20 protein-coding genes and 1 pseudogene are annotated in these 25664 nt (G+C 64.1%); 8 read left to right on the forward strand and 13 right to left on the reverse strand.

From position 1 onward, the window contains the following. Positions 1–71 precede the first annotated feature (71 nt). Complete coding sequence (locus QRN04_RS01875) at positions 72–872, reverse strand: purine-nucleoside phosphorylase (protein ID WP_502868750.1); 801 nt, start codon at positions 870–872, stop codon at positions 72–74. A 122-nt stretch (positions 873–994) separates the two neighbouring features. Between QRN04_RS01875 and QRN04_RS01880 the strand changes: the two genes are divergently transcribed. Further along, positions 995–2404 carry an NAD(P)H-quinone dehydrogenase gene (locus QRN04_RS01880; protein WP_284974445.1) on the forward strand — a complete coding sequence of 470 codons (1410 nt, stop codon included), beginning with the start codon at positions 995–997 and terminating at the stop codon, positions 2402–2404. A gap of 98 nt (positions 2405–2502) precedes the next feature. Here the strand turns inward: QRN04_RS01880 and QRN04_RS01885 are convergent, their stop codons facing one another. Genes QRN04_RS01885 through QRN04_RS01900 form a run of 4 tightly spaced genes read right to left on the reverse strand, consistent with a single transcriptional unit; the run spans position 2503 to position 8381 of the window. Further along, positions 2503–3234: an MBL fold metallo-hydrolase gene (locus tag QRN04_RS01885; protein ID WP_284974446.1), complete on the reverse strand. Its 732-nt coding sequence runs from the start codon at positions 3232–3234 to the stop codon at positions 2503–2505. 9 nt (positions 3235–3243) lie between these two features. Beyond that, entirely contained in the window at positions 3244–4806 is a 1563-nt protein-coding gene (locus QRN04_RS01890; RefSeq protein WP_284974447.1) for an FAD-dependent oxidoreductase, read from the reverse strand. Then, entirely contained in the window at positions 4803–6977 is a 2175-nt protein-coding gene (locus QRN04_RS01895) for a molybdopterin oxidoreductase family protein (protein ID WP_284974448.1), read from the reverse strand. The genes QRN04_RS01890 and QRN04_RS01895 overlap by 4 nt, the downstream gene beginning before the upstream one ends. Then, entirely contained in the window at positions 6978–8381 is a 1404-nt protein-coding gene (locus QRN04_RS01900; protein ID WP_284974522.1) for an MFS transporter, read from the reverse strand. 326 nt (positions 8382–8707) lie between these two features. Here QRN04_RS01900 and QRN04_RS01905 point away from each other — a divergent pair, with 326 nt between their 5' ends. After that, entirely contained in the window at positions 8708–10117 is a 1410-nt protein-coding gene (locus QRN04_RS01905) for an MFS transporter (RefSeq protein WP_284974449.1), read from the forward strand. A 98-nt stretch (positions 10118–10215) separates the two neighbouring features. Here the strand turns inward: QRN04_RS01905 and QRN04_RS01910 are convergent, their stop codons facing one another. The 8 genes from QRN04_RS01910 to QRN04_RS01945 form a co-directional block, all read right to left on the reverse strand. Next, complete coding sequence (locus QRN04_RS01910; protein WP_284974450.1) at positions 10216–12084, reverse strand: ATP-binding protein; 1869 nt, start codon at positions 12082–12084, stop codon at positions 10216–10218. A gap of 60 nt (positions 12085–12144) precedes the next feature. Further along, positions 12145–12816: a Maf family protein gene (locus QRN04_RS01915; protein ID WP_284974451.1), complete on the reverse strand. Its 672-nt coding sequence runs from the start codon at positions 12814–12816 to the stop codon at positions 12145–12147. Positions 12817–12851: 35 nt separating this feature from the next. Then, positions 12852–15377 carry an MMPL family transporter gene (locus QRN04_RS01920; RefSeq protein WP_284974452.1) on the reverse strand — a complete coding sequence of 842 codons (2526 nt, stop codon included), beginning with the start codon at positions 15375–15377 and terminating at the stop codon, positions 12852–12854. Position 15378: 1 nt separating this feature from the next. After that, the gene (locus QRN04_RS01925; protein WP_284974453.1) at positions 15379–16110 is read right to left on the reverse strand and encodes a TetR family transcriptional regulator; all 732 of its coding nucleotides are present in this window, start codon (positions 16108–16110) and stop codon (positions 15379–15381) included. A 58-nt stretch (positions 16111–16168) separates the two neighbouring features. Then, the gene (locus QRN04_RS01930; protein ID WP_284974454.1) at positions 16169–16546 is read right to left on the reverse strand and encodes a YbjQ family protein; all 378 of its coding nucleotides are present in this window, start codon (positions 16544–16546) and stop codon (positions 16169–16171) included. Between the two features lie 90 nt (positions 16547–16636). Continuing rightward, entirely contained in the window at positions 16637–18319 is a 1683-nt protein-coding gene (locus tag QRN04_RS01935; protein WP_284974455.1) for a DUF885 domain-containing protein, read from the reverse strand. A 62-nt stretch (positions 18320–18381) separates the two neighbouring features. Further along, entirely contained in the window at positions 18382–18636 is a 255-nt protein-coding gene (locus tag QRN04_RS01940) for an acyl-CoA carboxylase epsilon subunit (protein WP_284974456.1), read from the reverse strand. Beyond that, entirely contained in the window at positions 18633–20216 is a 1584-nt protein-coding gene (locus QRN04_RS01945) for an acyl-CoA carboxylase subunit beta (protein WP_284974457.1), read from the reverse strand. Before QRN04_RS01945 ends, QRN04_RS01940 begins: the two co-directional genes overlap by 4 nt. A gap of 215 nt (positions 20217–20431) precedes the next feature. Here QRN04_RS01945 and QRN04_RS01950 point away from each other — a divergent pair, with 215 nt between their 5' ends. The 6 genes and pseudogenes from QRN04_RS01950 to QRN04_RS01975 all read left to right on the forward strand — a co-directional run bounded on the left by QRN04_RS01950 (position 20432) and on the right by QRN04_RS01975 (position 25631). Further along, on the forward strand, positions 20432–21334 hold the full coding sequence (locus tag QRN04_RS01950) for an SDR family oxidoreductase (RefSeq protein ID WP_284974458.1): 903 nt from the start codon (positions 20432–20434) through the stop codon (positions 21332–21334). Between the two features lie 85 nt (positions 21335–21419). Next, positions 21420–22343, forward strand: coding sequence for a biotin--[acetyl-CoA-carboxylase] ligase (locus QRN04_RS01955; protein ID WP_284974459.1), 924 nt, complete (start codon positions 21420–21422; stop codon positions 22341–22343). Next, positions 22336–22929, forward strand: a complete 594-nt coding sequence (locus tag QRN04_RS01960) for a PH domain-containing protein (protein WP_284974460.1) — start codon at positions 22336–22338, stop codon at positions 22927–22929. Before QRN04_RS01955 ends, QRN04_RS01960 begins: the two co-directional genes overlap by 8 nt. Beyond that, positions 22919–24094 carry an adenylate/guanylate cyclase domain-containing protein gene (locus tag QRN04_RS01965; RefSeq protein WP_284974461.1) on the forward strand — a complete coding sequence of 392 codons (1176 nt, stop codon included), beginning with the start codon at positions 22919–22921 and terminating at the stop codon, positions 24092–24094. Before QRN04_RS01960 ends, QRN04_RS01965 begins: the two co-directional genes overlap by 11 nt. A 28-nt stretch (positions 24095–24122) precedes the next feature. Continuing rightward, a pseudogene (locus tag QRN04_RS01970) lies at positions 24123–24902 on the forward strand (PP2C family protein-serine/threonine phosphatase); the annotation flags it as partial. Between the two features lie 114 nt (positions 24903–25016). Beyond that, a complete protein-coding gene (locus QRN04_RS01975) occupies positions 25017–25631 on the forward strand; it encodes a hypothetical protein (protein ID WP_284974462.1) in 615 nt (204 codons plus the stop codon). Positions 25632–25664 lie beyond the last annotated feature (33 nt).

The raw sequence follows: 25664 nt of genomic DNA on the forward strand, positions 1-25664 counted from the left end.
CAGCAACGAGGGGTGAGATCCCGCCCTTATGAGTGGTCTTAAAGGGTGAGATCCCGCCCCTCGGCGGGAGGTTAGAGCTTGGCGATGATCTCCGCCAGCAGCTTGGAGATGCGCTTGCCGGCAGTGTGGCCCGCCTCCAGGACTTCGGCGTGGCTCAGTGGCACGGGGCTGATTCCGGCGGCGAGGTTGGTGACAAGTGAGATGCCGAACACTTCCATGCCGGCGTGTCGCCCGGCGATGGCCTCCAAGGCTGTGGACATGCCCACCAAGTCCGCGCCGATCCTCTTGGCGTACTGGACTTCTGCCGGGGTTTCGTAGTGTGGGCCCGTGAACTGGGCGTACACGCCTTCTTGCAGCGAGGGGTCGACCTCGCGGGCCAATCCACGCAGGCGGGACGAGTAGAGATCGGTGAGGTCAACGAACGTTGCTCCCTCAAGGGGGGACGTGGCCGTGAGGTTGATATGGTCGCTGATCAGTACCGGAGTGCCCGGGGCCCAGTCCTCGTTGAGGCCGCCGCACCCGTTGGTGAGGACCAGGGTTTTACAGCCCGCGGCGGCCGCGGTGCGGACCCCGTGGACCACGGACCTGACCCCGCGGCCCTCGTAATAGTGTGTCCGGGCGCCAAGGACCAGTGCCCGTTTTCCCTCTTTGGTCAGTACGGACCTGATGGTTCCCACATGGCCCACCACGGCTGGTTTGTGGAAGCCGGGAACTTCCGACGCGTTCAAGGTGGCAGTCGTTTCGCCAATGAGGTCGGCAGCTTCGGCCCAACCCGATCCGAGGACCAGCGCTACGTCATGGGACTCGATCCCGGTCTCGGTTGCTATGAAGTCGGCGGCCGTGCGGGCGGCTTCGAAAGGGTCAGTGTTCATCAGCTCAGTGGTACTCACTGGTACAAGCTACCGTGCCCGCGAGGTACTTTGGTAGGCGCGGAATCACGGTCCCGGGTGGGCTGAGTGGCAGCGGACGGTGCAATGAGCAAGAATTGGGGATTGTGACCACCCAAGTTGATTTCAGTGCCCCCCGTATCGCGATCCTTGGAGGTGGTCCCGGCGGATATGAGGCCGCTATGGTGGCCGCTTCGCTTGGCGCACACGTCACCATTGTTGAGCGGGCCGGCCTCGGCGGCTCCGCCGTCCTGACCGACGTCGTGCCTTCCAAGACCCTGATCGCTACCGCGGACCTTATGACCCGGGTCGGTGAGGCCGATGAGCTGGGCGTCAAGTTCGACGGCGACGGCGGCAACTCCAAGCCCCGCGCTGACCTGAAGCACATCAACAACCGTGTGCTGAATTTGGCCCGCGGACAGTCCAACGATGTCCGGGCGGGCCTGGAACGCCTCGGCGTGGAGATCGTCATCGGCTCCGGCAAGCTCCTGGACAACAACACCATCGAGGTGCTCACCATCGACGGCACCCGCACCATCGACGCGGACGCCGTCTTGCTCGCCGTCGGCGCCCATCCCCGCGAACTGCCCACTGCCAAGCCCGACGGCGAACGCATCCTCAACTGGGCGCAGATCTACAACCTGGACGAACTTCCCCAGGAACTGATCGTGGTAGGTTCCGGTGTCACGGGCGCCGAGTTCGCTTCCGCCTACAACGGCCTCGGCTCGAAAGTCACCCTCATTTCCAGCCGCGACCAGGTCCTTCCGGGTGAGGACACCGACGCCGCCAAGCTTCTGGAAGGCGTCTTCGAACGCCGCGGCGTCCGCGTTTTGTCCCGCACCCGCGCCAACGCGGTTGAGCGAACGGACGACGGCGTCAAGGTCACCTTGGGCGACGGATCGGTGGTGACCGGCTCGCACTGCCTGGTGTGCGTAGGCTCCATTCCGAACACCGCGGGCCTGGGCCTGGAAGAAGCAGGGGTTGCCCTGACCGAGTCCGGCCACATCAAGGTCGATGGCGTGTCCCGCACCACCGCCCCCAACGTCTATGCCGCCGGAGACTGCACCGGCGTTTTCGCCCTTGCCTCGGTTGCCGCGATGCAGGGCCGGATCGCCATTGCACACTTCATGGGCGACGGCGTGAAGCCGCTCAAGCTCAACCAGGTGGCGTCCAACATCTTTACGTCCCCGGAGATTGCCTCGGTGGGTGTCTCCGAGGCCGACCTTGCCTCCGGAAAGTACCAGGGCGACGTGGTCATGTTGTCCCTCCTCAGCAACGCCCGGGCCAAGATGCGCAACAGCAAAGACGGTTTCGTCAAGGTGATTGCGCGCAAGGGATCAGGCACTGTGATCGGTGGGGTAGTGGTGGGCCCGAATGCCTCCGAGCTCATCTTCCCGATTTCCTTGGCCGTGACGCAGAAGCTCCACGTGGATGACCTTGCCAGTGCCTTCACGGTGTACCCGTCGCTCACAGGATCCATCTCCGAGGCTGCACGCCGCCTCCACGTGCACATGTAGCTTCACCGCTTGCAGCCCGTTTCGGGGCTCCGCTGCACAGGATGCCGTTCGCACGGCTCATTCTGCAGCGAGCCATCGAAACGGGCTCTGCAGGACACCTACGGTTGCAAGGCCGCGATGGCCTGGGCCAAGGACATGTGCAACGCGGGACCATGTCCGGGCAGGATCACGTTGGCTTGGATCCCCTGCAAGTGCCGGGCCGATGCCAAGGCCCCGGCCGGGTCCCAGTGGTACATCGTGTGCAGCATCTGCGGCCCGGGCTTGGGGCTGATCGGGTGGCCGCTGACGAACGAATCACCCACGGCGATGGCGTTGGCACCGGGCAGCAACAGGGCAATGTTGCCGGGTGTGTGGCCGGGAAGCAGTATGGCTTCGGGGTAGCCGGGCAGGCTCCGGAGCTGGTCTTCGCTCCAGCCTTTGGCTTGCGCCGCCGGCTCTGCCTGCAGGGCCTTGGCCTTGATGACGTGCAGCAACCACCGGAACACCCGGGGCCGCCACGCCCGAGCCAGCACCTGCCCTATGGTCACTTGGTGCTTTTCTTCGCCGCGGACGTGGGCAAGTTCCTCGGGGGAGCACAGGATGGGGGTGCCATAGGTTCGGGACAGGTACGCCGCGCAACCGGTATGGTCCACGTGGCCGTGGGTGATGAGCATGGCTTTAGCGTCCGCGGGGTCCAGGCCCAGCCCGCGAATGGATTGCAGGACCAGGTCACGGTCCGCAGGGTATCCGCCGTCGATCAGTATGAAGCCTGAGGCGTCACGGACAATGAGCCAGTTGGAGGCAGGCCCCTCCACGAAGTGGACGCCGGGAGCCGGTTCGGAGATGTTCACTCGGGAATTCTAGTGGGCCGCAGTCGCTTGGAAGTGCTTCTCGATGAACCCTTTGATGTCATCATGGCAACTTCCACAGCCTGTGCCCGCGCGGGTGGCCTTGGAGACCTCGGCAACGGACGAGCACCCCTCCAGCACAGAATCCTCAATGCCGGCCGCGCTCACCCCGGCACAACGGCACACCGTCCGCTGGGGATCGTTGCTGGTGGCGCCGGCGTCGAGCTGGTCGGGGCCATCCAGACGCAACAGCAGCGAACGGTCGGCGGGCAACTCCGAGGACCGCTCAAAGAGAAGCACAAGCTCAGCGGCAGTCCGCGGCATGCCCACCGAAACGAACCCTTCGAGCACCCCGCCGCGGGTGGTCATTTTCACGTATCGGCCATGCTCGGGATCCGCCCACTGGGAGACCTGCCGGCGGGGGCGGCCGGACGCAGCGCCCGCTTCCAACAATTCCTCGTCCCAGGGGTCGGCAAGGTTGTCGCCGGCTACGGCAAGGTCAATGCCCCGGGCCTTCAACATGACGACGCCGGGTTTCTCCTTGGGCAGTGCCTCAAGGGCATCCGCGGCGGACTGTCCATCCCGCGCCAGTACCACGAGGTATTCGGCCAACCATTCCGCCTGGCGCCATCCGGGACCCACTAAACCGGAAGGACCATTGGCCGTTCGGCAGTCGATGCAGGAAGCGTCTTGGCAGCGGACCTCAGCGCAGTCGCCGATCGCGAACATGTGGGGCTCGTGGTAAGTCCGGAGGTGGTGGTCCACCAGGATGCCGGTGCCCACGGGAAGGCCACAGCCCTCGGCCAGTTCGGTCCGGGGGCGGACACCACAGGAGAGCACCAGCAGGTCCCCGTCAATGGCCGAGCCGTCAAGAAGCAGGGCAGAGAATGAACCGCCCGGTCCGGCAGTTTCGACGCCGGTAGAGCGGGCGTTGCCTGCCACGCGCACACCTCCGGCGCGCAGACTCGCGGTGAGCACCGAGCCGCTGCCGCGGTCGATGCTGCGGCCCAAGGGGAAGGGTCCGTTGTGAACCACCGTGGCCTGCGCACCTTCCTCAGCGGCCGCGAGGGCAGTTTCCAGGCCGAGCACGCCACCGCCTAACACCACCACGCGTTGTCCGGCAGCTACCGCGGAGCGGAGTACCCCGGCGTCGCGAAGGTCCCGGAGGGCAGTGACTCCCGGAGGCAGCACAGGTCCGGTGGGGTCGGGATTCAGGCCAGTGAGGTTGGGAACCACGGGACGGGAGCCGGTGGCGAACACCAACCGGTCATAGTGTTCCGAGGTCCCATCGGCGAGCACCACGTGCTGCCGGGCCCGGTCGATCCGCTTCACCGCCACGCCTAACCGGACGTCGACGCCGTCGGACTCCAAGGCCGAAACGTCGGCCATCGCCAGGGCGTCGGCGGTGGTACGCCCGACGCCAAGCTCGGCCACCATCACGCGGTTGTACGCGGCCTCGGTCTCTTGGCCGACCACAAGCAACCGGACGAGCCCAGTGCGGACGGCGGGGAGGAGATCGTCCACGAGCCGGGCAGCCACCGGCCCGAAGCCCACAACAACAATGCGCTCGCTCATGAAGCCTCCTTGGCGTGCAGCGGCAGTCCTGTTCCGGCAAGAACGGCCTCGTGAGCGACTGATGCCTTCCGGACCCACGCTCGGCTGGTCTTGAATTCCGGCATCCCTGAGATGGGATCCGTGATCGCTTCGGTGAGGCGGTTGGCGCTCTCCTGGCCGGGGAAGTGGAACGGCAGGAAGACGGTGTCCGGCCGGACGGTGGTGCTGAGCTCGGCGCGGCACAGCACTTCGCCCCGCTCGTTGGCCACTGTGACGTAGTCGCCGTCGGAAATGTGCCTGCTTGCTGCCGTGCCGGGATGGATGAGGAGCCTGGCTTGGGGCTGCGCCGCCAACAACTCATCAACCCGGCGGGTCTGGGCGCCGGACTGGTAGTGCTCCAGGAGCCGTCCCGTTGCCAACGCGAGCGACCCGTCCGCGAAGGACCGCACGCGCTTGGACGGAGTCACTGGAACCATCACGGCCCGGCCGTCCGCGTGGGCGAAGCCGTCCCCAAAGAGCCTCGGCGTGCCGGTGCTCCCCGCCGGGTAGGGCCAGTAGGCGGCCTCGCCGCGGTCCAGCATGGCGTAATCGATGCCGGAGTAGTCGGCCGGGCCCCCGGCAGAGGCCAAACGCAGCTCTTCGAAGACCGTCTCGGGATCGTCGCTGAACGTCGAAGGAGCTTCAAGCAGCTTGGCCAGCTGCGCCATGAGCCACAGCTCGCTCCGGACGCCGGGGGGAGGCATCAACGCCCGGCGGCGCCGGATGACGCGGCCCTCAAGGTTGGTGAGCGTCCCTTCTTCCTCGGCCCACTGGGTCACCGGCAGGACCAGGTCGGCTTCGGCGGCGGTCTCAGACAGGAAGAAATCGCAGACCACCAGGAAGTCCAGGCTGCGGAGACCCTTGGTCACGGCATGGGCGTCCGGGGCCGACACCACCACATTGGCACCGTGCACGAAGAGGCAGCGGACGCCGTCGGGCTGTCCCAGCGACTTCAGAAGTTCGACGGCGGGCAGCCCGGGTCCCGGGATCAGGGACTCATCGACTCCCCACACCCGGGCGACGTGGGCACGCGCGGCAGGATCGGTGATCTTGCGGTAACCGGGGAGCTGGTCCGCCTTTTGGCCGTGTTCGCGCCCGCCTTGGCCGTTGCCTTGCCCCGTGAGTGTGCCATAGCCGCTGCGGGAGGAGCCCGGCAGGCCCAGAAGAAGGCTGAGGTTGATCGCTGCTGTGGCAGTGTCTGTTCCGTCCACGTGCTGCTCCACGCCGCGTCCGCTCAGGATGTAGCTGCCGCCGGCTTTGGCTCCTTGGGCCAGGAGGCGGGCGGTGTCACGGATGAGGTGTGCCGGGACGCCGGTGAGGGACTGGACACGTTCTGGCCAGAAGGCAGCCAGGCTGCGGACGACGGCGGCATACCCGGACGTGCGTGTGGAGATGAAGTCGGGGTCCGTGAGTCCTTCGTGGACCACGACGTGCGAGATGCCCAAAAGGAGCGCCAAATCGGTACCGGGCGTCGGCTGGACGTGGAGGCCGCCGCCGTCGGACGTCAACGCTGCAGTAGGGGAGCGGCGCGGGTCCACCACAATCAAGCCGCCAGCGTCGCGCGCACCCTGCAAGTGCTGGACGAACGGCGGCATGGTCTCGGCAACATTGGAGCCGAGCATGAGGACCACCGAGGCGGTGTCCAAATCTGCCACCGGGAACGGCAGCCCGCGGTCCACGCCGAACGCGCGGTTGCCCGCAGCGGCTGCCGATGACATGCAGAAACGGCCGTTGTAGTCGATGCGGGAGGTTCGCAACCCCAGCCTGGCGAACTTCCCCAGCATGTATGCCTTCTCGTTGGTGAGACCGCCACCGCCGAAGACTCCGACGGCGTCGTTCCCGTACTCTCGCTGGGTTTCTTTGACCGTCGCGGTGATGAGCTGGAGCGCCTGGTCCCAGGAGATCGGCTGATGGACGCCGTCGGATCCTTTGAGCAGCGGCTCGGTAACCCGGCCGGTGTGATGCAACAACGACGCCGATGTCCAGCCCTTGCGGCACAGCCCGCCCCGGTTGGTGGGGAAGTCGCGCCCGGAAACGTCCAGGATCGCAGCCGGGGCCGCGGCCGGGCCCCCAGCCTGAGGTGGGGCGGGGGTCAACGTCATGCCGCACTGGAGCGCGCAGTAAGGGCAGTGGGTATCGGCGCCGTTGGGCATCTAGATGTGTCCGATCGTATTGCGCTTCCGGGCCGGGCGGATGTAGCAGGCCCAGCAGACGGCGAGCATCAGGATGTACGCTCCCACGAACCCGTAAAACGCCGGAGTGTACGAGCCGCTGACGGTGGTGGAGGCGTTGAGGACCTGGGGGATCACGAATCCGCCGTAGGCACCGATCGCGGAGATCAGCCCGAGCGAGGAAGCTGCCAATCGGGCTGTGGCCGCAGTGCTGGCTCCGGTGCGGGCTGCCCGGCTGGACGTTGCGAAAATGACCGGGATCATGCGATACGTGGCTCCGTTCCCGAAACCGCTGGCTACGAACAGGACCAGGAACAAGGTGAGGAACAACCAGAAGTTCTTCAGCGGCAACGTCCAGATCATGGTGAGGGTGACGATGGCCATGGCGGCGAAGGACGTGATGGTCATCCTGGCGCCGCCCATGCGGTCCGCCATGCGTCCGCCGTACGGCCGGGCGAGTGAGCCCACCAGTGGGCCCAGGAAGGCCAGTGACAGCGCCACCGCGCCGACGTGGATCGATGAGAAGGCGGGAAAGTAGTCCTTGATCAGCTTGGGGAACACACCGGCAAAGCCAATGAAGGAGCCGAAAGTGCCGATGTATAGGAATGCCATGACCCACAAGTGCGGTTCCTTAAGGGCGGCAAGGGAACCTGCAACATCTCCCTTGGCACGGGTGAGGTTATTCATGTACCGGTAGGCCCCAAACGCAGCCACCACGATCAACGGAATCCAGATCAATCCGGCGATGGGAAGGTTCACGGTTCCGGCCGCCAGCAACGTGACGGCGATAGGCACGATCAACTGCGCGACGGCGGCACCGAGGTTTCCGCCGGCGGCGTTCAGTCCCAGTGCCCAGCCCTTTTCGCGAGCGGGGTAGAAGAAGGTGATGTTCGCCATCGAGCTGGCGAAGTTGCCGCCGCCGAATCCGGCCAGGGCTGCAACCAAGAGCATGACACCGAACGGGGTTGCGGGGTTGGATACACAGATAGCCAGGCCTGTTGTGGGGATCAGCAGGAGGAGGGCCGAGACGATGGTCCAGTTGCGGCCACCGAACCTGGGAACCATGAAGGTGTAGGGGATGCGCAGTGTCGCACCCACCAGGCTGGGGATGGAGATGAGCCAGAAGATCTGGTTGGTATCGAACTTGAACCCGGCTGCCGGGAGTTGGACCACCACGATGGACCAGAGTTGCCAGACTACGAAGCCGAGGAATTCGGCGAAGATGGACCACGAGAGATTGCGTTTGGCGATGGACCGGCCTTCGGTCTCCCACTGGTGCGTGTTCTCGGCATCCCAGTTGCCGATCCAGCGGCCGGGGCGGTGTTCAAGGCCTGCGGTGGGAGCTGCGGTGGGAGCTATGGGGCGGTCTACTGCGGTGGGAGCTATGGGGCGGTCTTCTACGGTGGGGTCAACGGTCACGGAGTGCCTCCTTGGTGGGGGACGTTGTCCTTCCACGCTAGGTTTGGCGCGTTTCGCGGACTGTCGATGTTTGTAAACGTGCTGTGACATTCCCCTATCCGGGCTTTCACGGCAGCGTGAGCCGATGGTGAGGTTGTCGGTCACCGACCAAGCGATGAGACTCCCGAGCGCGTCCGCATAGTGGACCTGTTTGTCCAGCGAGTGGACGGCGGGAACTATTATTGAACTCTCGAATAATCCTTCGCCGTGCAAGCTCTACGGAGCATCGGCGCGTGAACGAAAGCTGCCACTACATGTCTTCCACCGCCATCTCGAAGGAGGGCGAGTCCACCCAACCCGTGAACTCACGGGGCCGGGTCATCTTCGCCAGCCTCATCGGCACATCCATCGAGTTCTACGACTTCTACGTCTACGCCACTGCCGCGGTTCTGGTGTTCCCCAAGCTGTTCTTCCCCACGGCGGACGAAACCACGCAGCTCCTGAGCTCGTTTGCCGTCTTCGGCGTAGCGTTCATCGCCCGTCCCCTCGGATCCATTATTTTCGGCCACTTCGGTGACAAGTTCGGCCGTAAGGGCACCTTGGTGGCTTCTTTGCTCACCATGGGTATTGCCACGTTCCTCATCGGCTGCCTGCCCACGGCGCAGGTTGCCGGGTGGACGTTCCTGGCCCCGATCCTGCTGGTGGTGCTGCGTTTCGCGCAGGGGCTGGCTTTGGGTGGTGAATGGAGCGGCGCGGCCCTCCTGGCCACGGAGAACGCTCCCGCCAACAAGCGGGCCATCTACGGGACGTTCCCGCAGCTCGGCGCTCCCATCGGCTTCATCCTGGCGAACGTCATCTTCCTGGTGTTCAGCTACACCCTGACGCCGGCGGCGTTTGCCGCCTGGGGCTGGCGTGTACCTTTCCTTCTTAGCTCCGTCATGGTGGTCCTGGGCCTGTACGTCCGCCTCAAGCTCATCGAGACACCTGCCTTCACCAAGGTGGTCGAGTCCAACGAGGTAGCCAAGCTGCCCATCGGCCAGGTCTTCAAAAAGAGTTGGCGCCAGCTCATCCTGGGCACCTTCATCATGCTCGCAACCTACGTGCTGTTCTACCTCATGACCACCTTCACGCTGACGTACGGCACCAAGCCCACCTTGGCGGGCGCGCAGGCTGCGGCGGTCAAGGCGGGCAAGCCAATGACGGAGGCCGCTTCGGCTGCGTTTGTTCCGGGCTTGGGCTTTACCCGCAACGAATTCCTCTGGATGCTGATCGCCGGAGTGGTCTTCTTCGGTATCTTCACGTTGGTCGCCGGGCCGCTCGCGGAGAAATTCGGGCGCCGAAAGACGCTGATCGCGGTCACGGCCGGGATCCTCGTGTTCGGCCTGCTTTTCGTCCCGTTCTTCGCTGGCGGATTCGCGGGAACCATGGCCTTGCTCATCGTTGGCTTTACCCTGATGGGCTTGACGTTCGGCCCCATGGGCGCGCTCCTGCCCGAGCTGTTCCCCACCAACGTCCGCTACACAGGCTCAGCCGTGAGCTACAACGTCTCCAGCATTCTTGGTGCGGCCGTGGCCCCGTTCATCGCTGTGTGGCTGTGGGAAGTCGGCAAGGGAAGCACTGTGCTGGTAGGTGTGTACTTGAGCGCCATGGCGGTCCTGACGCTCATTGCGCTGTTCCTGTCCAAAGAAACCAAGCATACGGACTACGAGAACAACGTGGCGTAACGCTTCTGGATCACCAGCTGCCAAGCACCAGCTGCTAAATTACCAAGTCGGCCCCGCACCAAACGGTGCGGGGCCGACGTCGTAATGCCTGCTTGGTCTTAGTCTTCGATAGTTGCGATCACTGCACCGGCGGCGACCGTCTGCCCGGCGGCCGCTGCGAGTCCCCGCACTGTGCCTGCCCGGTGGGCGGTGAGGGGTTGCTCCATCTTCATGGCCTCAAGCACCACGATCAGATCACCCTCGGCCACAACGTCGCCCTCCGCAGCAGCCACTTTGACGATGGTGCCCTGCATGGGGGACGTCAGCGCGTTGCCGCCGGCGGCAGCCGCTGCCTGTCCAGTGGAACGTGAGCGCTTCTTTGACTTGCCGGCTTTGGCGCCTGTTCCGCTTCCGGACACTGCGATGCTGCCACCGAGACCCGATGGCAGGACGACCTCAAGCCGCTTGCCGCCGACCTCGACGACGACGCGCTGGCGCTCGCCGGCGTCGGCCGGTTCCGTGGGGGTGCCCGCGGACCAGGCTGGAATGTGGTTGACGAACTCGGTCTCGATCCACCGGGTGTGAACGGTGAACGGTCCCTCCGCAGGAGCGAACGCAGGGTCCGTGACCACGGCGAGGTCAAAGGGGATTACCGTGGGGATACCCTCAACCACCATTTCCTCAAGCGCCCGGCGCGAACGCTGGAGGGCCTGCTCCCGGGTGGCGCCGGTGACAATGAGCTTGGAGAGCATGGAATCGAAGTTGCCGCTGATGACATCGCCCTGCTCCACGCCGGAGTCGATGCGCACGCCGGGTCCCGTGGGGTTCTTCAAGGCGCTGATGGTTCCCGGTGCCGGCATGAAGTTCCGGCCCGGGTCCTCGCCGGTGATCCGGAATTCGATGGAGTGGCCGCGAACCTCGGGGTCGTCGTACCCGAGTGCTTCGCCACGGGCGATGCGGAACTGCTCCCGGACCAGGTCTATGCCTGTCACTTCCTCGGAAACACAGTGCTCCACCTGGAGCCGTGTGTTGACCTCAAGGAAGGAGATGGTGCCGTCTTGGCCCACCAGGAACTCGCAGGTTCCGGCGCCCAGATAGTTAGCTTCTTTAAGGATCGCTTTGGAGGACTCGTAGAGGCGCTTAACCTGTTCTTCGCTCAGGTAGGGTGCCGGGGCTTCCTCTACGAGTTTCTGGTTGCGGCGCTGCAGCGAGCAGTCACGCGTGGAAACCACAACAACGTTGCCGAAGGAGTCTGCCAGGCATTGGGTTTCAACATGGCGCGGGGCATCCAGGAAGCGTTCTATGAAGCATTCCCCGCGGCCGAAAGCCGCGGTGGCTTCACGGACAGCGGACTCGTAGAGCTCGGGAATTTCGTCCATGGTCCGGGCTACCTTGATACCGCGTCCACCGCCGCCAAAGGCAGCTTTGATGGCCACGGGCAGCCCGAATTCTTCAGCAAACTTCAGGATCTCGTCCGCAGATTCCACAGGGTCTGCGGTACCGGGAACCAGTGGGGCGCCCACCTTTTCGGCGATGTGCCGTGCTTGGACTTTGTCTCCCAAGGCGGAGATCGCCTCGGGGGAGGGGCCGATCCAAGTGATGCCGGCGTCGATGACCTTCGCTGCAAACTCAGCGTTTTCGGCGAGGAACCCGTAGCCGGGGTGGATGGAGTCCGCGCCGGATTGCTTGGCGGCGTCGATGATCTTGTCCATCACCAAGTACGATTCGGCCGCCGTGTTGCCGCCCAATGCGTAGGCTTCGTCGGCGAGGCGGACGTGGAGGGCGTCGCGGTCCGGGTCTGCGTAGACGGCGACGGAGGCGAGGCCCTCGTCCCGGGCAGCTCGGATGATGCGCACCGCGATCTCGCCGCGGTTGGCTATCAAGACCTTGGTAACAGGGCTGGAAATGGGCTGCGCCGGGTTAGCTGACAAGTTGTTGACTCCTTCTGTCCTTGAGGAGCGTAGCGCGATTGTGAGGGTTCCGCCCATATTGATGGGGGATTCCGTGTGTGAGGCGTTGTTCCTTTGTAGGGTTGCTACAAAGTGGTTCTACGCGTTGCCCGCTTGCCACAGGTCGGTGATGGGCACGTTGGCGTGGCCCAGCAGGTCCCGGAGCGTGGAGATGGAAAGCCCGACGACGGCGTGCGGGTCGCCGTCCACCTTGCGGATGAAGGCGCCTCCCAGGCCGTCGATGGTGAACGACCCTGCACAGTGAAGGGGTTCCCCGGTGGCGATGTAGGCGTCGATTTCATTCTCGTTCATTTGGGTGAAGTGGACCTCGGCACTGGAAACAGCCCCGACGGTGGCTCCTGTGCCCTCGGGTGTCCCGTGCTCGGCGTCGTCCTCATCTGCCTCTGCCGCCGTGTCCCGGCAATCGACCAACCAATGCCCGGTGTGCAGGACGCCCTGGGAGCCGCTCATTCGCAGCATCCGCTCGCGGGCTACGTCCTCCGTGTAAGGCTTGCCGTGTGATTCGCCGTCGAACTCGAAGACCGAGTCGCAACCGATCACCAAGGCGCCGTCCGATTCCGGCAATGCGGCTACGGCTTCGGCCTTGGCGCGGGCCAGAAGCAGTGCAGTATCGTGCGCGTCGGTCACACCGTACTTGGCCTGCACCGCGTCTTCGTCCACATCAGATACAAGGACCTCATGCTCGATGCCCGCTTCGGTGAGCAGCTTGGTGCGGGCGGGGGACTGGGAGGCGAGAATCAATCGGGTCACGCCTCCCACCCTAACGTCCCGCGCCCGCAACCGAGCTAGTGGACCAGTTCCTCCGAGCTCGCCTTCGCCCGGTCCGAACGGTCCAGCTTGGCACCTTCGACGTCGACGTCCGGCAGGATGCGGGACAGCCACTTCGGCAGCCACCACGCTTTTTCGCCCAGCAGGTACATCACTGCCGGGACCAGCGTCATCCGGACCACGAAGGCGTCAACGAGCACGCCGAATGCCATGGCAAAACCGAGTGGACGCACCATGGTGAGGTGGCTGAAGATGAAGCCGGAGAACACGCTGACCATGATGATCGCGGCCGCAGTGACAACAGCTGCGGCGTGGCTGAATCCGGACCGGACAGCATGCTTGGCCGATTCCCCGTGCATGAATGCTTCGCGCATGCCCGAGGTGATGAACACCTGGTAGTCCATAGCAAGGCCGAACAGCACACCGATCAGGATGATCGGCAGGAAGCTCAGCACGGCGCCCGGGTTCGGGACATCGAAGATCCCGCCGAGCCAGCCCCACTGGTAAACGGCAACAACGGCACCAAACGCGGCAGCGAGGGACAGCAGAAAGCCGCCGGTAGCAAGCAAAGGCACCACGATGGAGCGGAAGACCAGCAAAAGCAGGATCAGCGAGAGCCCGACGACGATTGCGAGGTAGGGCGGCAAGGCTGCCCCAAGCTTGGCTGAGACGTCGATGTTTCCGGCCGTCTGCCCGGTGAGGCCAATGGTGACCCCGAGGTTCTTGCGGATGTCGGCGCCCTTTGCCCGCACCTCGGAGACCACCTGGACCGTGCTGGCACTTGCCGGACCATCCTTCGGAATCACCTGGAACGCTGCAGTCCTGTGGTCATCGCTGAGGGCGAACGGGACCGCTGCGGTGACGTTTGGGACAGCGCGCAGCTGATCGGCGACGTCGTACTGTTTGATCTTGGCGTCGTTCTCGTTCAAGCCTTCGGGGAACTCGGCCACCACCACGATCGGGCCGGTGACGCCTTCACCAAAGCTGGTACGGGTCAGGTCGTAGGCCTTGAACGCCTGCGACTCCACGGGCTCGGACCCGCCGTCGGGCAGTGCCAGCCGCAGCTGGGACGCAGGCAGCGCCACCGCCCCGAGCAGCACGATGCTGGCCAGCAGCGAAACCCACGGGTGCCGCGTCACCATGCCGCCCCAGCCGCCGCTGCTGCGCTTCTCTTCCCGCGCGCGGTCAGCGGCCTGGTAATCGGGTTCAGCATGGTGCCTGGTGGCTTTCGCCCATGCCCGTTTGGAGATGATCCTGCGTCCGATCATCGCCAGCACGGCGGGGGTCAAGGTCAGGGCGACGACGACGGCGACAGCGACTGTCGCTGCGGCAGCAACACCCATGACGGCGAGGAACGGCAATCCCGGCACCACAAGGGCCGCCAGCGCGATGATCACGGTGAGGCCGGCGAACAACACCGCGTTACCTGACGTCCCCGTGGCAAGGGCCGCCGATTCCTCGGGATCCATGCCGGCAAGGAGTTGCGTGCGGTGGCGGTTGACGATGAAGAGCGAGTAGTCAATGCCCACGGCAAGTCCCAACATCAGGGCAAGCATGGGGGAGATCGAACTCATGTCGATCACGCCTGTCAACGCAAAGGTACCGCCCACGCCCACGGCAACGCCGATCAGGGCCATCACCAGCGGCAATCCAGCAGCAACCAGCGTCCCGAGCATGAGGATGAGGACGAGGGCCGCCACCGCGACGCCCACAATCTCGGCAATGCCGAAGATCTCCGAGACGTCCTCGGTGATTTCCTTGCTCGCATACGCAGTAACGCCAGCGGACGAGACCCCGTGGACGATGTCCTGGACTTGCTGGCGGACCGCTGGGTCAACGGCGTTGATGGACGTTTTGAACTGCACTTGCGCGATCGCGGCCCTGTTGTCCTCGGAGACGAAACGCAGGTCCTTTGAAGCGTCGAGTTGCCGCTTGGCCAGTGCAAGGGTGGTGGCGCCGTCGGCAGCTTGCTTGGTCCCGGCGTCGAGCTTTGCCTTGGCGGCGTCCAGTTGAGCGCGTTGCGGGGCAAGCTGGGCATCAATCTGCGCCTGGGGGAGGCCGGCGGCAGCCATCTGCTGTTGGGCGGCCGTGAGTTGGGCCTCGCCCGCTGTCAGCTGGGCTCGGGCGGCGTCCAACTGTGCCTGCCCTTGCGCTGCTTTGGCCTGGCCCGCGGCAAGATCACTCCCGGCCTTGGCCAACTGCTCCTGGCTGGTGAAGGGGTTGATGGTCCCTTGGACGGCAGGCAAGGTTTGGAGTTTGGTCAACGCTGCGGCAACAGCCGCTTTCTTCGCCGGATCGAATCCGGCTGTTCCGGCGTCGAAAACTACTGTGGCCGAGCCGCCCGAAGACTTGGGCAGGGCGTCCTTGAGCTTGTCCGCCATCTTCTGGGTTTCCGTCCCCGGAATGGTGAAGTTGTTTGACATGGCGCCGTGGAACGCAGCGGCCGAACCGCCCACGGCAACCAGGACCACCAGCCATAGGGAGATGACAAGCCAGTGGCGGCGATACGAAAATTTGCCGAGGCGGTAGAGGAACGAGGCCATGTCAGAACCGATCTTTGGTGGTTGGAACAGAGGATGGGGCTTGTGCGGCCGCCGCTTGGCGGGAAACGTTCGACGGCGGTGCGAAGCCCGCCCCCAGGAGGCCCATGGCGTCGATGAGGTGCTGCCGGAGGGCCGCGAGTGACTTAGCCGATAGGTCAGGGCCATGTTCGGTGAACCACACGGTCATGGCTGCTTTTCCGCACGCAATCACCGAGCCGGCCAGGGCATGGAGGTAGAGCTCGCTGATTCCCGGGCCCAGCCGGCTGCGTGCTGCATCGATGATTTGTCCGGTGCAGTGATCCCAGGCTTCGAGCTCTGACCTGGCCAGCGAGCGGTTGTCTTGGGTGAGGGTGAACAATTCGGCCATCGGAGCCACGGACATGGGATCAGCCAACGCCATCAGGGCATGTTGGGCGGATTCGAGAATGGACTCCTCGGCGGGCCGGAGCCGGAATTGTTCCAGCGCGTGGTCCATGAATCCGTCAGCCACGGACGCCAAGGAGGCCTCGAGGGTGGGGAAGTAATTGAAGAAGGTCCGCCGGGAAACACCCGCGGCAGCTGCTATGTCTTCAACCGTGAAATTGCCCGCGCCATTGGTACGCAGCAGCTCCAGGGCGGCCGAAGCTATGGAACTGCGCGTGGCGGCCTTGTTGAGTTCACGGCGCGACGGAGCCGCGTAGTCGGCTGGCTCGTCAGGGTTGTCGGAGGAAGAGCGGACGCTGGAGGAAGTCACATACTTACACTAAGTGCAACTTTGCACTGTGCGCAACTGAATCAGGGAGAGGGCCTGCTCAGGTAGGCGGTTTGCTGAGGAAAATGGACTGCCCGGTGGCACCAGGCTCGCCTTCAGCCAAGGGCAACACGTACACGGCCGTGCCGTAGGCGCACACTTCGGTCCAATTGTTGCCCATCTCGGAAGTGTCGAACCGCATGGCGACGATGGCATTGGCTCCGCGCTGCTGCGCCTCAGTGACCATGCGTGCCATCACTTCCTGGCGGCTCTCATAGAGGGCTTTGGTCATTTCGGGAAGCTCGCCGCCACCGAGGGAGCGGAAGCCGGCCAGCATCTGGGAGCCGATATCCCGGGAACGGACGGTGAGGCCCATGACTTCGCCGAAGACGGCGTCAATGCGATGGCCAGGGATTTCATTCGAGGTGACAATCAACATGCCCCGAGCCTACCCACCATCACGCCAGAATCTGCACGTTAACGCGGAAATCCCCGGGGAAACTCCCCGGGGATTTCCTGCCCTACACCCTTAGCCGAGCAGTGCCCGCCGCAACACGTCCAAACCTACCGAACCGATGTTGAGGGCCTTGCTGTGGAAGGTTTTCAGGTCGAAGCCTTCACGGCTCGAAAGCTCGGCGCGGATCTGTTCCCACAGCCGCTGCCCTACCTTGTAGGACGGCGCTTGCCCGGGCCATCCGAGGTACCGGTTGAATTCGAATTGAAGCTGGCCTTCGCTGATGTCCAGGTTCGCTTTGAGGAAATCGAAGCCCTTTTCCGGGGTCCAGGTTCCGGTTCCCCAGCGCTGCGGGATGGGCAGCTCCAAATGGACGCCGATATCGAAGACCACCCGGGCCGCGCGCATGCGCTGGCCATCGAGCATGCCCATGTGGTCACCGGGATCTTTGAGGTAACCCAGTTCCAGCATGAGCTGCTCAGCGTACAGGGCCCACCCTTCGCCATGGCCCGAAACCCAGCAGACGTTCCGGCGCCAGTTGTTGAGCAGTTCGCGGCGATAGGTTGCGGTGGCAACTTGGAGGTGGTGGCCCGGAACTCCTTCATGGAACACAGTGGTGGTTTCGGCCCAGGTGGTAAAGGTGTCTTCGCCTGCCGGAACCGACCACCACATGCGTCCGGGCCGGGAGAAATCATCCGACGGGCCGGTGTAGTAGATGCCGCCCTCATCGGTCGGGGCGATCCTGCACTCGAGTGTCTTCATGACGTCGGGAATATCGAAGTGCACGCCGGAAAGTTCGGCTACGGCGCGGTCTGAGAGTCCCTGCATCCAGGCTTTCAGGGCATCGGTGCCCTTGAGCTGCCGGGCGGGATCGTTGTTGAGGATCCTCTTGGCTTCCTCGATGCTTGCGCCGGGCAGGATCTGTGCTGCCACCTTTTCCTGCTCGCCAATGAGCCGTTCAAGCTCCTGCACGCCCCAGGCGTAGGTTTCTTCCAAGTCCACCTCGGCCCCAAGAAATGACCGGGAAGACAAGGAGTACCGGTCGCGTCCCACAGCGTCCTTGGCCGGGGCGGCAGGAAGGAGCTCGTCCCGCAGGAACATAGCCAGCGCAGCGTATGCCTCACGGGCTTGGCGCGTTCCGGCGTCGAGCTTGTCCTGCAGTTCACTGGGAAGCGGTTCGCCCTCCAGGGTGGCGCTGGCGGCCAATTTGGCGAAGAAGCCATCGTCTGCGGCGTAGCGCTCGGCCTGCTCAATCACTATGCCGACCTGGCGGCGTGCGGCCACCGTGCCGCCCTGCTTCGCGGAGCGCAGTGATTCGATGTAACCGTCGATCGCGCCAGGAACGTTCGCCGCACGGCCAGCCTGGTGCTCCCAGTGCTGGTAGGTGTCGGTGGGCATGAGATCAAAGACGGCGCGAATGTCCTGGGCGGGTGAGGCTATGTTGTTCAGGTCCGCGGCGTCCCACCCGGAGTCGTGAATCTCAAGCTCCAGCCCCAGCCGTTCCCGCATGGCGTCCAACGTGACGACGTCGGTTTCGTCGGTAGGCTGCAGTGCCGCCAAGGAGTCCAGCGCGGAGCGCGTTGCCCTGGCGTGTTCCTCGGCGCCGACGGGGGAGTAATCGGGGTATTCGGTTTCGTGCCCCGGAAGTCCCAGCGTGGTGGCGAAGCTTGGATTGAGCTCGATCAGCTTTTCCGTATAGGAGTTGGCTACGTCGTCGATGGCCGTGGCGGGGCGAGCGGGGATGTTTGGAGTAGTCACCCCCAGAGCCTAACCGCGCGGGCTTCTATGTGAAAGGGTTGCTGAACTCTTGAACGGCAGCCCTAACCGCGACTACGCTTCCACGCACCCGGGCCGGGTGTCGGGTCCAAGCGCAGCTGCTGCCGGCGCACCCAGTGCCTTTGCGTTGGGGGCGCAGCCGCTGCCTCTTGCTCCCCACTCAAAGACAGTACGACGGCGGCAAGCGCCGCGAGCTCTTCGGCGGACGGTTCACCCTTGACCACCGTGAACAGAGGTTCGACGGCGGGGGTGTCCGCGGGCTGTTCCGGACCCTGATGGGGGGCCTGCTCCGCACTCACAGCGGGATGTTTCCGTGCTTTTTGGTGGGCAGGCTTGCGCGCTTGTCGCGAAGTGCTCGAAGGCCGCGGATGATCTGCAGGCGCGTGTCCGATGGTGCGATGACGGCGTCGACATAGCCCAGCTGGGCTGCCTGGTACGGGTTGAGTAGCTCTTCCTCATAACCCTGGATGATTTCAGCGCGCTTGGCCTCGACGTCCCCACCGGCCTCGGCAACTGCTGCCAAATCGCGGCGGTAGAGGATATTCACTGCGCCTTGGGCACCCATGACGCCGATTTGGGCGGTGGGCCAGGCGAGGTTGAGGTCGGCTCCGAGCTTCTTGGAGCCCATCACGATGTAGGCGCCACCGTATGCCTTACGGGTGATCACGGTGACCTTGGGGACGGTGGCTTCCGCGTAGGCATACAGGAGCTTGGCGCCGCGGCGGATGATGCCTTGGAATTCCTGGTCCTTGCCGGGAAGGAAGCCCGGAACATCAACAAGGGTAAGGATGGGGACGTTGAAAGCGTCGCAGTGCCGGACGAACCGGGCCGCTTTTTCCGAGGCGGAGATGTCCAGCGTGCCTGCGAACTGCATGGGCTGGTTGGCCACGATGCCAACAGTGTGGCCTTCCACGCGACCGTAACCGATGATCACGTTGGGAGCGTACAGGGATTGCATCTCCAGGAAGTGGGCATCGTCCACGATCTGCTCGATGACCTTGCGCATGTCATAGGGCTGGTTGGCCGAATCGGGGATCAACGCGTCCAGGGCGAGGTCGTCGTCGTTGAGTTCCAGTTCCTGGTCGTGCTCTGTGAGGGGAGCCTCGGACAGGTTGTTCGAGGGCAGGAAATCCAGCAACTCACGCACGAACTCGATTGCATCTGCTTCGTCGGACGCCAGATAGGTGGAGGTGCCCGTGGTGGCATTGTGCTGCCGTGCGCCTCCCAGCGTTTCCATGTCAACGTCCTCGCCGGTGACGGTCTTGATCACGTCCGGTCCGGTGATGAACATGTGTGAGGTCTTATCCACCATCACCACATAATCAGTGAGGGCGGGCGAGTACGCAGCGCCGCCCGCGCACGGCCCCATGATGAGGGAAATCTGCGGGACCACGCCGGAGGCATGGACGTTGTTGCGGAAGATGTCCGCGAACATAGCCAAGGAAGCGACGCCTTCTTGGATGCGCGCGCCACCGCCGTCGTTAATTCCTACAACCGGGCAACCGTTGCGGAGGGCGAACTCCTGGACCTTGACGATCTTTTCGCCATTGACCTGGCTCAGCGAGCCGCCATAAACGCTGAAGTCCTGGCTGTAGATAGCGATGAGGCGGCCATCGACGGTGCCGTATCCGGAAACAACTCCATCGCCGAGCGGCTTCTTCTTTTCCATGCCGAATGCGGTTGAGCGGTGGACTGCCAGGGCATCGAACTCGACGAACGAATCGGGATCCACCAGCAGGTCGATGCGCTCGCGGGCGGTGTTCTTGCCCCGTGCGTGCTGCTTCTCGATCGCTTCCGGGCCGGAAGGCTGCTCGGCACGGCCCTGGCGGTCGCGGAAGTCGGCAATCTTTCCCGCTGTCGTTGTCAGATCGTGGCTCATCAAGTGTCTCCGGCTCTGTAGCTGATGGTCGCTGGCGCAATTCGTTGCAGGACAGCAGCCACTTTAAGTAGCTTCCGTACAAAGAACAGGCCTCGATGGCCAGTCTAGTAACGCATTTGCCGCGAACCGCTGTAGAAACCCTACAATTTTCCGGGCCTTAGCCAAAGAAATAACTATGTTACCCGTGAGTAACATAGTTGAGTTAGAGTGTCACCATGACCTCCAGCAATGACTCTTCGGCCGCCTCCGGAATGAACCGGGCGAGCACCAACAGCCCTTACGTGGCAACGGGTTCACTCAAGGGCAGGACCATCCTCATGTCCGGCGGGAGCCGGGGGATCGGGCTGGCCATCGCCATGCGTGCCGCCCGCGACGGCGCAAACATCGTGCTCATGGCAAAGACGGGTCAACCGCATCCCAAGCTGGAGGGGACCGTCTTCAGCGCAGCCGAACAACTCGAAGCTGCGGGCGGCCAAGCGTTGCCGTTGGTCGGGGATGTGCGCAACGACGAGGACGTCGCGGCCGCCGTTGCCGCCGCCGTCAAGCGCTTCGGAGGCATCGACGTCGTGGTTAATAACGCCTCTGCGATCGACCTGTCCCGAACCGATGCTGTGGACATGAAGCGCTATGACCTCATGCAGGACATCAACGTGCGCGGCACATTCCTGCTGTCCAAGCTCGCCTTGCCTGCCCTGCGTGAAGCGGGCGCGCGCTCGGGCCGCGCCCACATCCTTACGTTGTCCCCGCCTTTGAACCTTGATCCCAAGTGGGCGGGCATGCACCTTGCGTACACGATGGCCAAGTACGGGATGAGCCTGACCACGCTGGGGCTCGCCGAGGAACTGAAGGACGACGCCGTTTCGATCAACTCACTGTGGCCATGCACCCTCATCGACACGGCCGCGATCCGCAACATGCCGGGAGGAGCGCAGATGGTCCAGGCGGCGCGCGGGCCGGAGATCATGGCAGACGCCGCCCACGCCATCCTGACCGGCGGCGCAGCAACGGGAAACTTCTATACAGATGAACAGGTGCTGCGGGCCGCGGGTGTCACGGACTTCGCTCCGTACAGCCTCGGAGCCCCGGAAGACCGACTGGTGGCGGACATCTTCCTTTAGTAAATCCAAACACCAGCGGTCCCCAATCTGCCAATTAGTGGAGTTCTTTGGGCGACGCAAGGCCGCGACTGGCTAAGATTCAGTTATGGATGCCGAACAGCCGGGGCTCAGCGGACCCGTCCCCTCACTCGCCGGGCAGGAACGCGCAAAACTGGACAGTGAATCACTGCTGGACCCGGATTTTCTTTCGGCAACAGGCATCGCACAATTGAGCGTCGTGGAGTCCACGGGCTCCACCAACCAGGACCTGGTGGGGGCTGTGGCCTCAGACCCTGCGCGGTGGCCGGACCTTTCCGTCCTGACGGCGGAACACCAGACGGCTGCGCGCGGGCGCCTCGACCGACACTGGGAATCGCCGGAGCGTTCGGCGGTTTCGGTGTCCATGGTGTTGCGCCCGGTAACCTCCGACGGCGCGCCGGTGCCGACCCAAAGCTACTCGTGGCTGTCACTCTTGGCCGCAGTTGCGCTCCGCGAGGCCTTGCAGGACACGGCCGGAGTCACGGCAGATATTAAGTGGCCCAACGATGTCCTTGTCAACGGCCGCAAGATCGCCGGCATCCTCGCCCAGATGACACCCTTGGGGGACGGCACCGTTCCAGCCGTGATCCTGGGCATGGGCCTTAACGTGACCCTGACCGAGGAAGAGTTGCCCGTACCTACTGCAACCTCGCTGGTCCTGGAAGGGGCCACGACCACGGACCGAACAGCGTTGCTGAAAAGCTACCTCTCCCGTTTCGCCAGGCTCTACCGGAGCTTCTGCAATTCCGAAGGAGACCCGGCAGCCGGCTTGGCAGGTGGCTCGTCGTTACACAAGCGAGTCGAGACGGCCATGGTCACTTTGGGTAGGGAAGTCCGTGCACACCTGCCGGGCGATAACGAGCTGGTGGGGCACGCGTCCCGGCTGGACGAGGACGGCTCCTTGCTCGTTGTTGACCACGGCGGCAGGGAGCACACCGTGACGGCCGGGGACGTGGTGCACTTGCGCGCCACAGAAAGCGGTTATGCGTAAAGAATTGCTTCCGGGGGAGCAGGTCATCACCATCACCCGGCCGCAAGCGCGCTCGTTGTTGTTCCCGCTGCTTACGTTCATCGTGGTTCCTGCGTTGGCGGCCTACGCTTCAGCGTGGGTTGCACGGGGAAACCCGCAGCGCCTGGCACCATTCGTCACCAGCGCATGGACGCCGTGGCTGATGGGTGCTTGCGTAGCGCTGGCGGTGTGGTTCTTACTGGGGTACAGCCTCAAACGGGTGCTGCGCTGGCGCTCCATCAGGTACATCCTGACCAGCCGACGAATACTTGCCAAATACGGAATGTTTCGGCGGGACGACTGGCAGGTTTCGCTGATGGCCGTCCGCGACGTGGGGTTGCACCAGAGCCTCCTTCAACGGTCATTGCGGTCCGGGAATATATCCTTGGATACCGGGCACTCCGGAACGGCCGTGCTGGCCGATGTTCCTGAGGCCCAGAAGTTCCGCGGTTTCATCCTGGATGCCATGGATGAGCTCCCGCGGGGCGAAGGATTTGAGCGTGGAATAGTGCCGGAATTTGATGTGGTGCCGTGGGAGTCGAGAGAAGGTGGAAGAGATGAGCGTTGAGGATCAGCAGTCCAGCGAGGACCTGGAGCAAGAGTTCGACGCCGAAACCGAACCTTCCGTGGATGAGGACACCGACGCTGAGTCCGCACCGGCTACGGTCCCAGGGCCACCCACCAGTGTGATGTCCGGAGAGCGCGTGGCTATCAAAGCGCTCGAGGCGAAGCTCCTTGGTGGGGAACGCAGGCTCCGCCGTCGTGAAGTTGCCGCAGGCGCGGGCGTGTCCATCCTGTCCGCGCGGAAGGTGTGGCGCGCCCTCGGTTTCCCAAACTTCGGGGACGAAGACGTTGCCTTTACTGAGCGCGACCAGGCCGCGCTGACGAGGATCCTCGATTTGGTTCGTGCCGGGCTCCTCACTGAGGAAGCCGCGATTTCGGTGACCCGTTCCATCGGCCAGATGACGGACCGCATGGTGGTTTGGCAGGTTGAAGCCCTCGTGGAAGACATGGTGTCTGAGCAAGGCATTCCGGACGCCGTGGCCCGCAAGCAACTGGTGGCCCAACTGCCTGCGCTGGTGGATTCCTTGGAAGAAATCCTCGTCTATTCGTACCGCCGCCAGCTCAATGCCGGGATCCAGCGGCTGGCTGTTCGCGCCGAAGCCGGGCTGCAGGCCAGCGAAGAGGGACGCGAGGGGGACGAAGACGATTCTCCGCTGCCCTTGGCCCGGGCAGTGGGCTTCGCTGACTTGGTCTCGTACACCAGTCTTTCGCGCCGCATGAACGAGAAAACGTTGGCCCAGTTGGTGCAGCGCTTCGAAAACAAGTGCGCTGAAATCATCTCTGTCGGCGGTGGCCGCCTGGTAAAAACCGTGGGCGATGAAGTGCTTTACATTGCGGAGACGCCAGCCGCCGGGGCCGAAATATCGTTGGCGTTGGCGCAGGCCTTCACCGAGGACGAAATCCTTCCGCAGTGCCGGGTATCCATGGTGTGGGGGCGCATCCTGTCCCGGCTGGGCGATATTTATGGTCCAACGGTCAATCTGGCCGCCCGCCTCACCACGCTTGCGCAGCCGGGCACGGTCCTCGTCGACGCGATGACCGCCGCGGCGCTCGGACAGGATGATAGGTTCGTGCTGGTTCCGCAAAAGTCGGAAAATGTCCGTGGCTTCGGGGAGATCCATCCGGTGATGCTCGCCCGCGGACGCGGCAAGGGCCTGGTACTCGATTAAGAAACCGACCCCGACAGCGAGGACGCGCATGAATTCACAGCCGACCACCCCGGCAAGTTCAGCATCAGATCGGGCCGGAAGGCCGACGTCGTTCCTGCTGACTTACGGCTATGGAACCGATCGGGGCCTGCGGCGTGAACTGAACGAGGATTCCTATATCGTGGCCGACCCCGTTTTCGCCGTCGCCGATGGCATGGGCGGCCACGAAGCAGGGGAAATCGCCAGCGCGGTCTGCGTCAAGACGCTAGGCAGTGCGCCCGAAGTAGCGCCCGGCGTGCGGACGGCCTCTCCAGCGGAGCTGCAGTCATGCCTGCTGAAAGCCCACCAGGCCATCCGGGAAGCCACCGGTGCCAAAGCCGGAACCACGCTGTCCGGTGTGGTTGTCGTGGAGCATCTGGGCCTGCCGTATTGGCTCGTGATGAACATTGGGGACTCCCGGACCTACCGCATCAGTCAAGGTCGCTTCGCCCAAGTAAGCGTGGATCACTCAGAAGTTCAGGAACTGGTGGATTCCGGCCATATCACCGCGGAGCAGGCTGCCGTCCACCCCCGCCGCCACGTGGTGACGCGGGCGCTGGGCACCGGAGATGAGACAGAGGCCGATTTCTGGTTGTTGCCGATCGAACCGGGGGACCGCGTCTTGGTGTGCTCGGACGGCCTCAACGGCGAGCTTGAGGATGAGGACATTTTCGGCATCCTGAGCACCGTCGCCGATCCCCAGGAAACAGTGGACACGCTGATTCAGGCAGCGCTCCAAAGTGGGGGACGGGATAACGTCACGGCGCTTGTGATAGACGCCAAAGCGGTTTGATCCAGGCGGCAGCGGATTTGCATGGGCATGGAAGGATGTAGGAGGATTTCCGGAAAAGCCCTAACTCCCTGATTACTCGAGGCACCCCAACCCCTCGTAGAGGTTTACACCATGCGACACTCTGTTGTCCCTGCTCTCCTGTTGACTGCCGGGCTGCTTGCTGGCCCTGCCGTCGCTGCCCAGGCGGCTCCGTGCACCGACAAGTCCAAAGTTGCGTGCGGCCAGGTGGAAGTCCCCACCCAACCGGCTGCCCCCGCACAGCCGGTAGCCCCTGCCCCCAGCAAAAAACCTGTTCCAGATCCTGTCCCGACCCAGATCCACCAGCCTGTTGCGGTCCCGGCGGTTCCGGCACCGCCTGTTCGGGTTCCGCAGCCGGCCGTCGTGGAGCAGGCTCCCGCCCCCGCAGCACCTGCGCTAAACGATCCGGTTCCGGCGTCGTCCGAACCAGTGCCCGGACAGGACGCAACCAGCGCGGCAGCAACGCCGTCGGCCACTCCTTCGGTGAGCCCCAGCTCAGCGAGCCCCAGTTCAAGCCCGTCCACCTCATCCAACTGGGATACGCCGGTGCAGCAGGGGCAAAAGACAGCGGCCGCAATACTCGTGGCAAACCCCGGGCCAGGCCCCAATGTGCTCGGCCTTGTAGGCATCTTGGGTGGTGTTCTGTTGGTGGGCCTGGGCGGATTGGCTTTCGCGCTGTGGAGCAAGAACCGGCTGTCCTCCCACTAGCGCCACATTTTTGTCGGTGCCTTGCGGCAAGAT

It is taken from the genome of Arthrobacter sp. efr-133-TYG-104, assembly GCF_030208915.1.
Classification (GTDB): Bacteria; Actinomycetota; Actinomycetes; order Actinomycetales; family Micrococcaceae; genus Arthrobacter.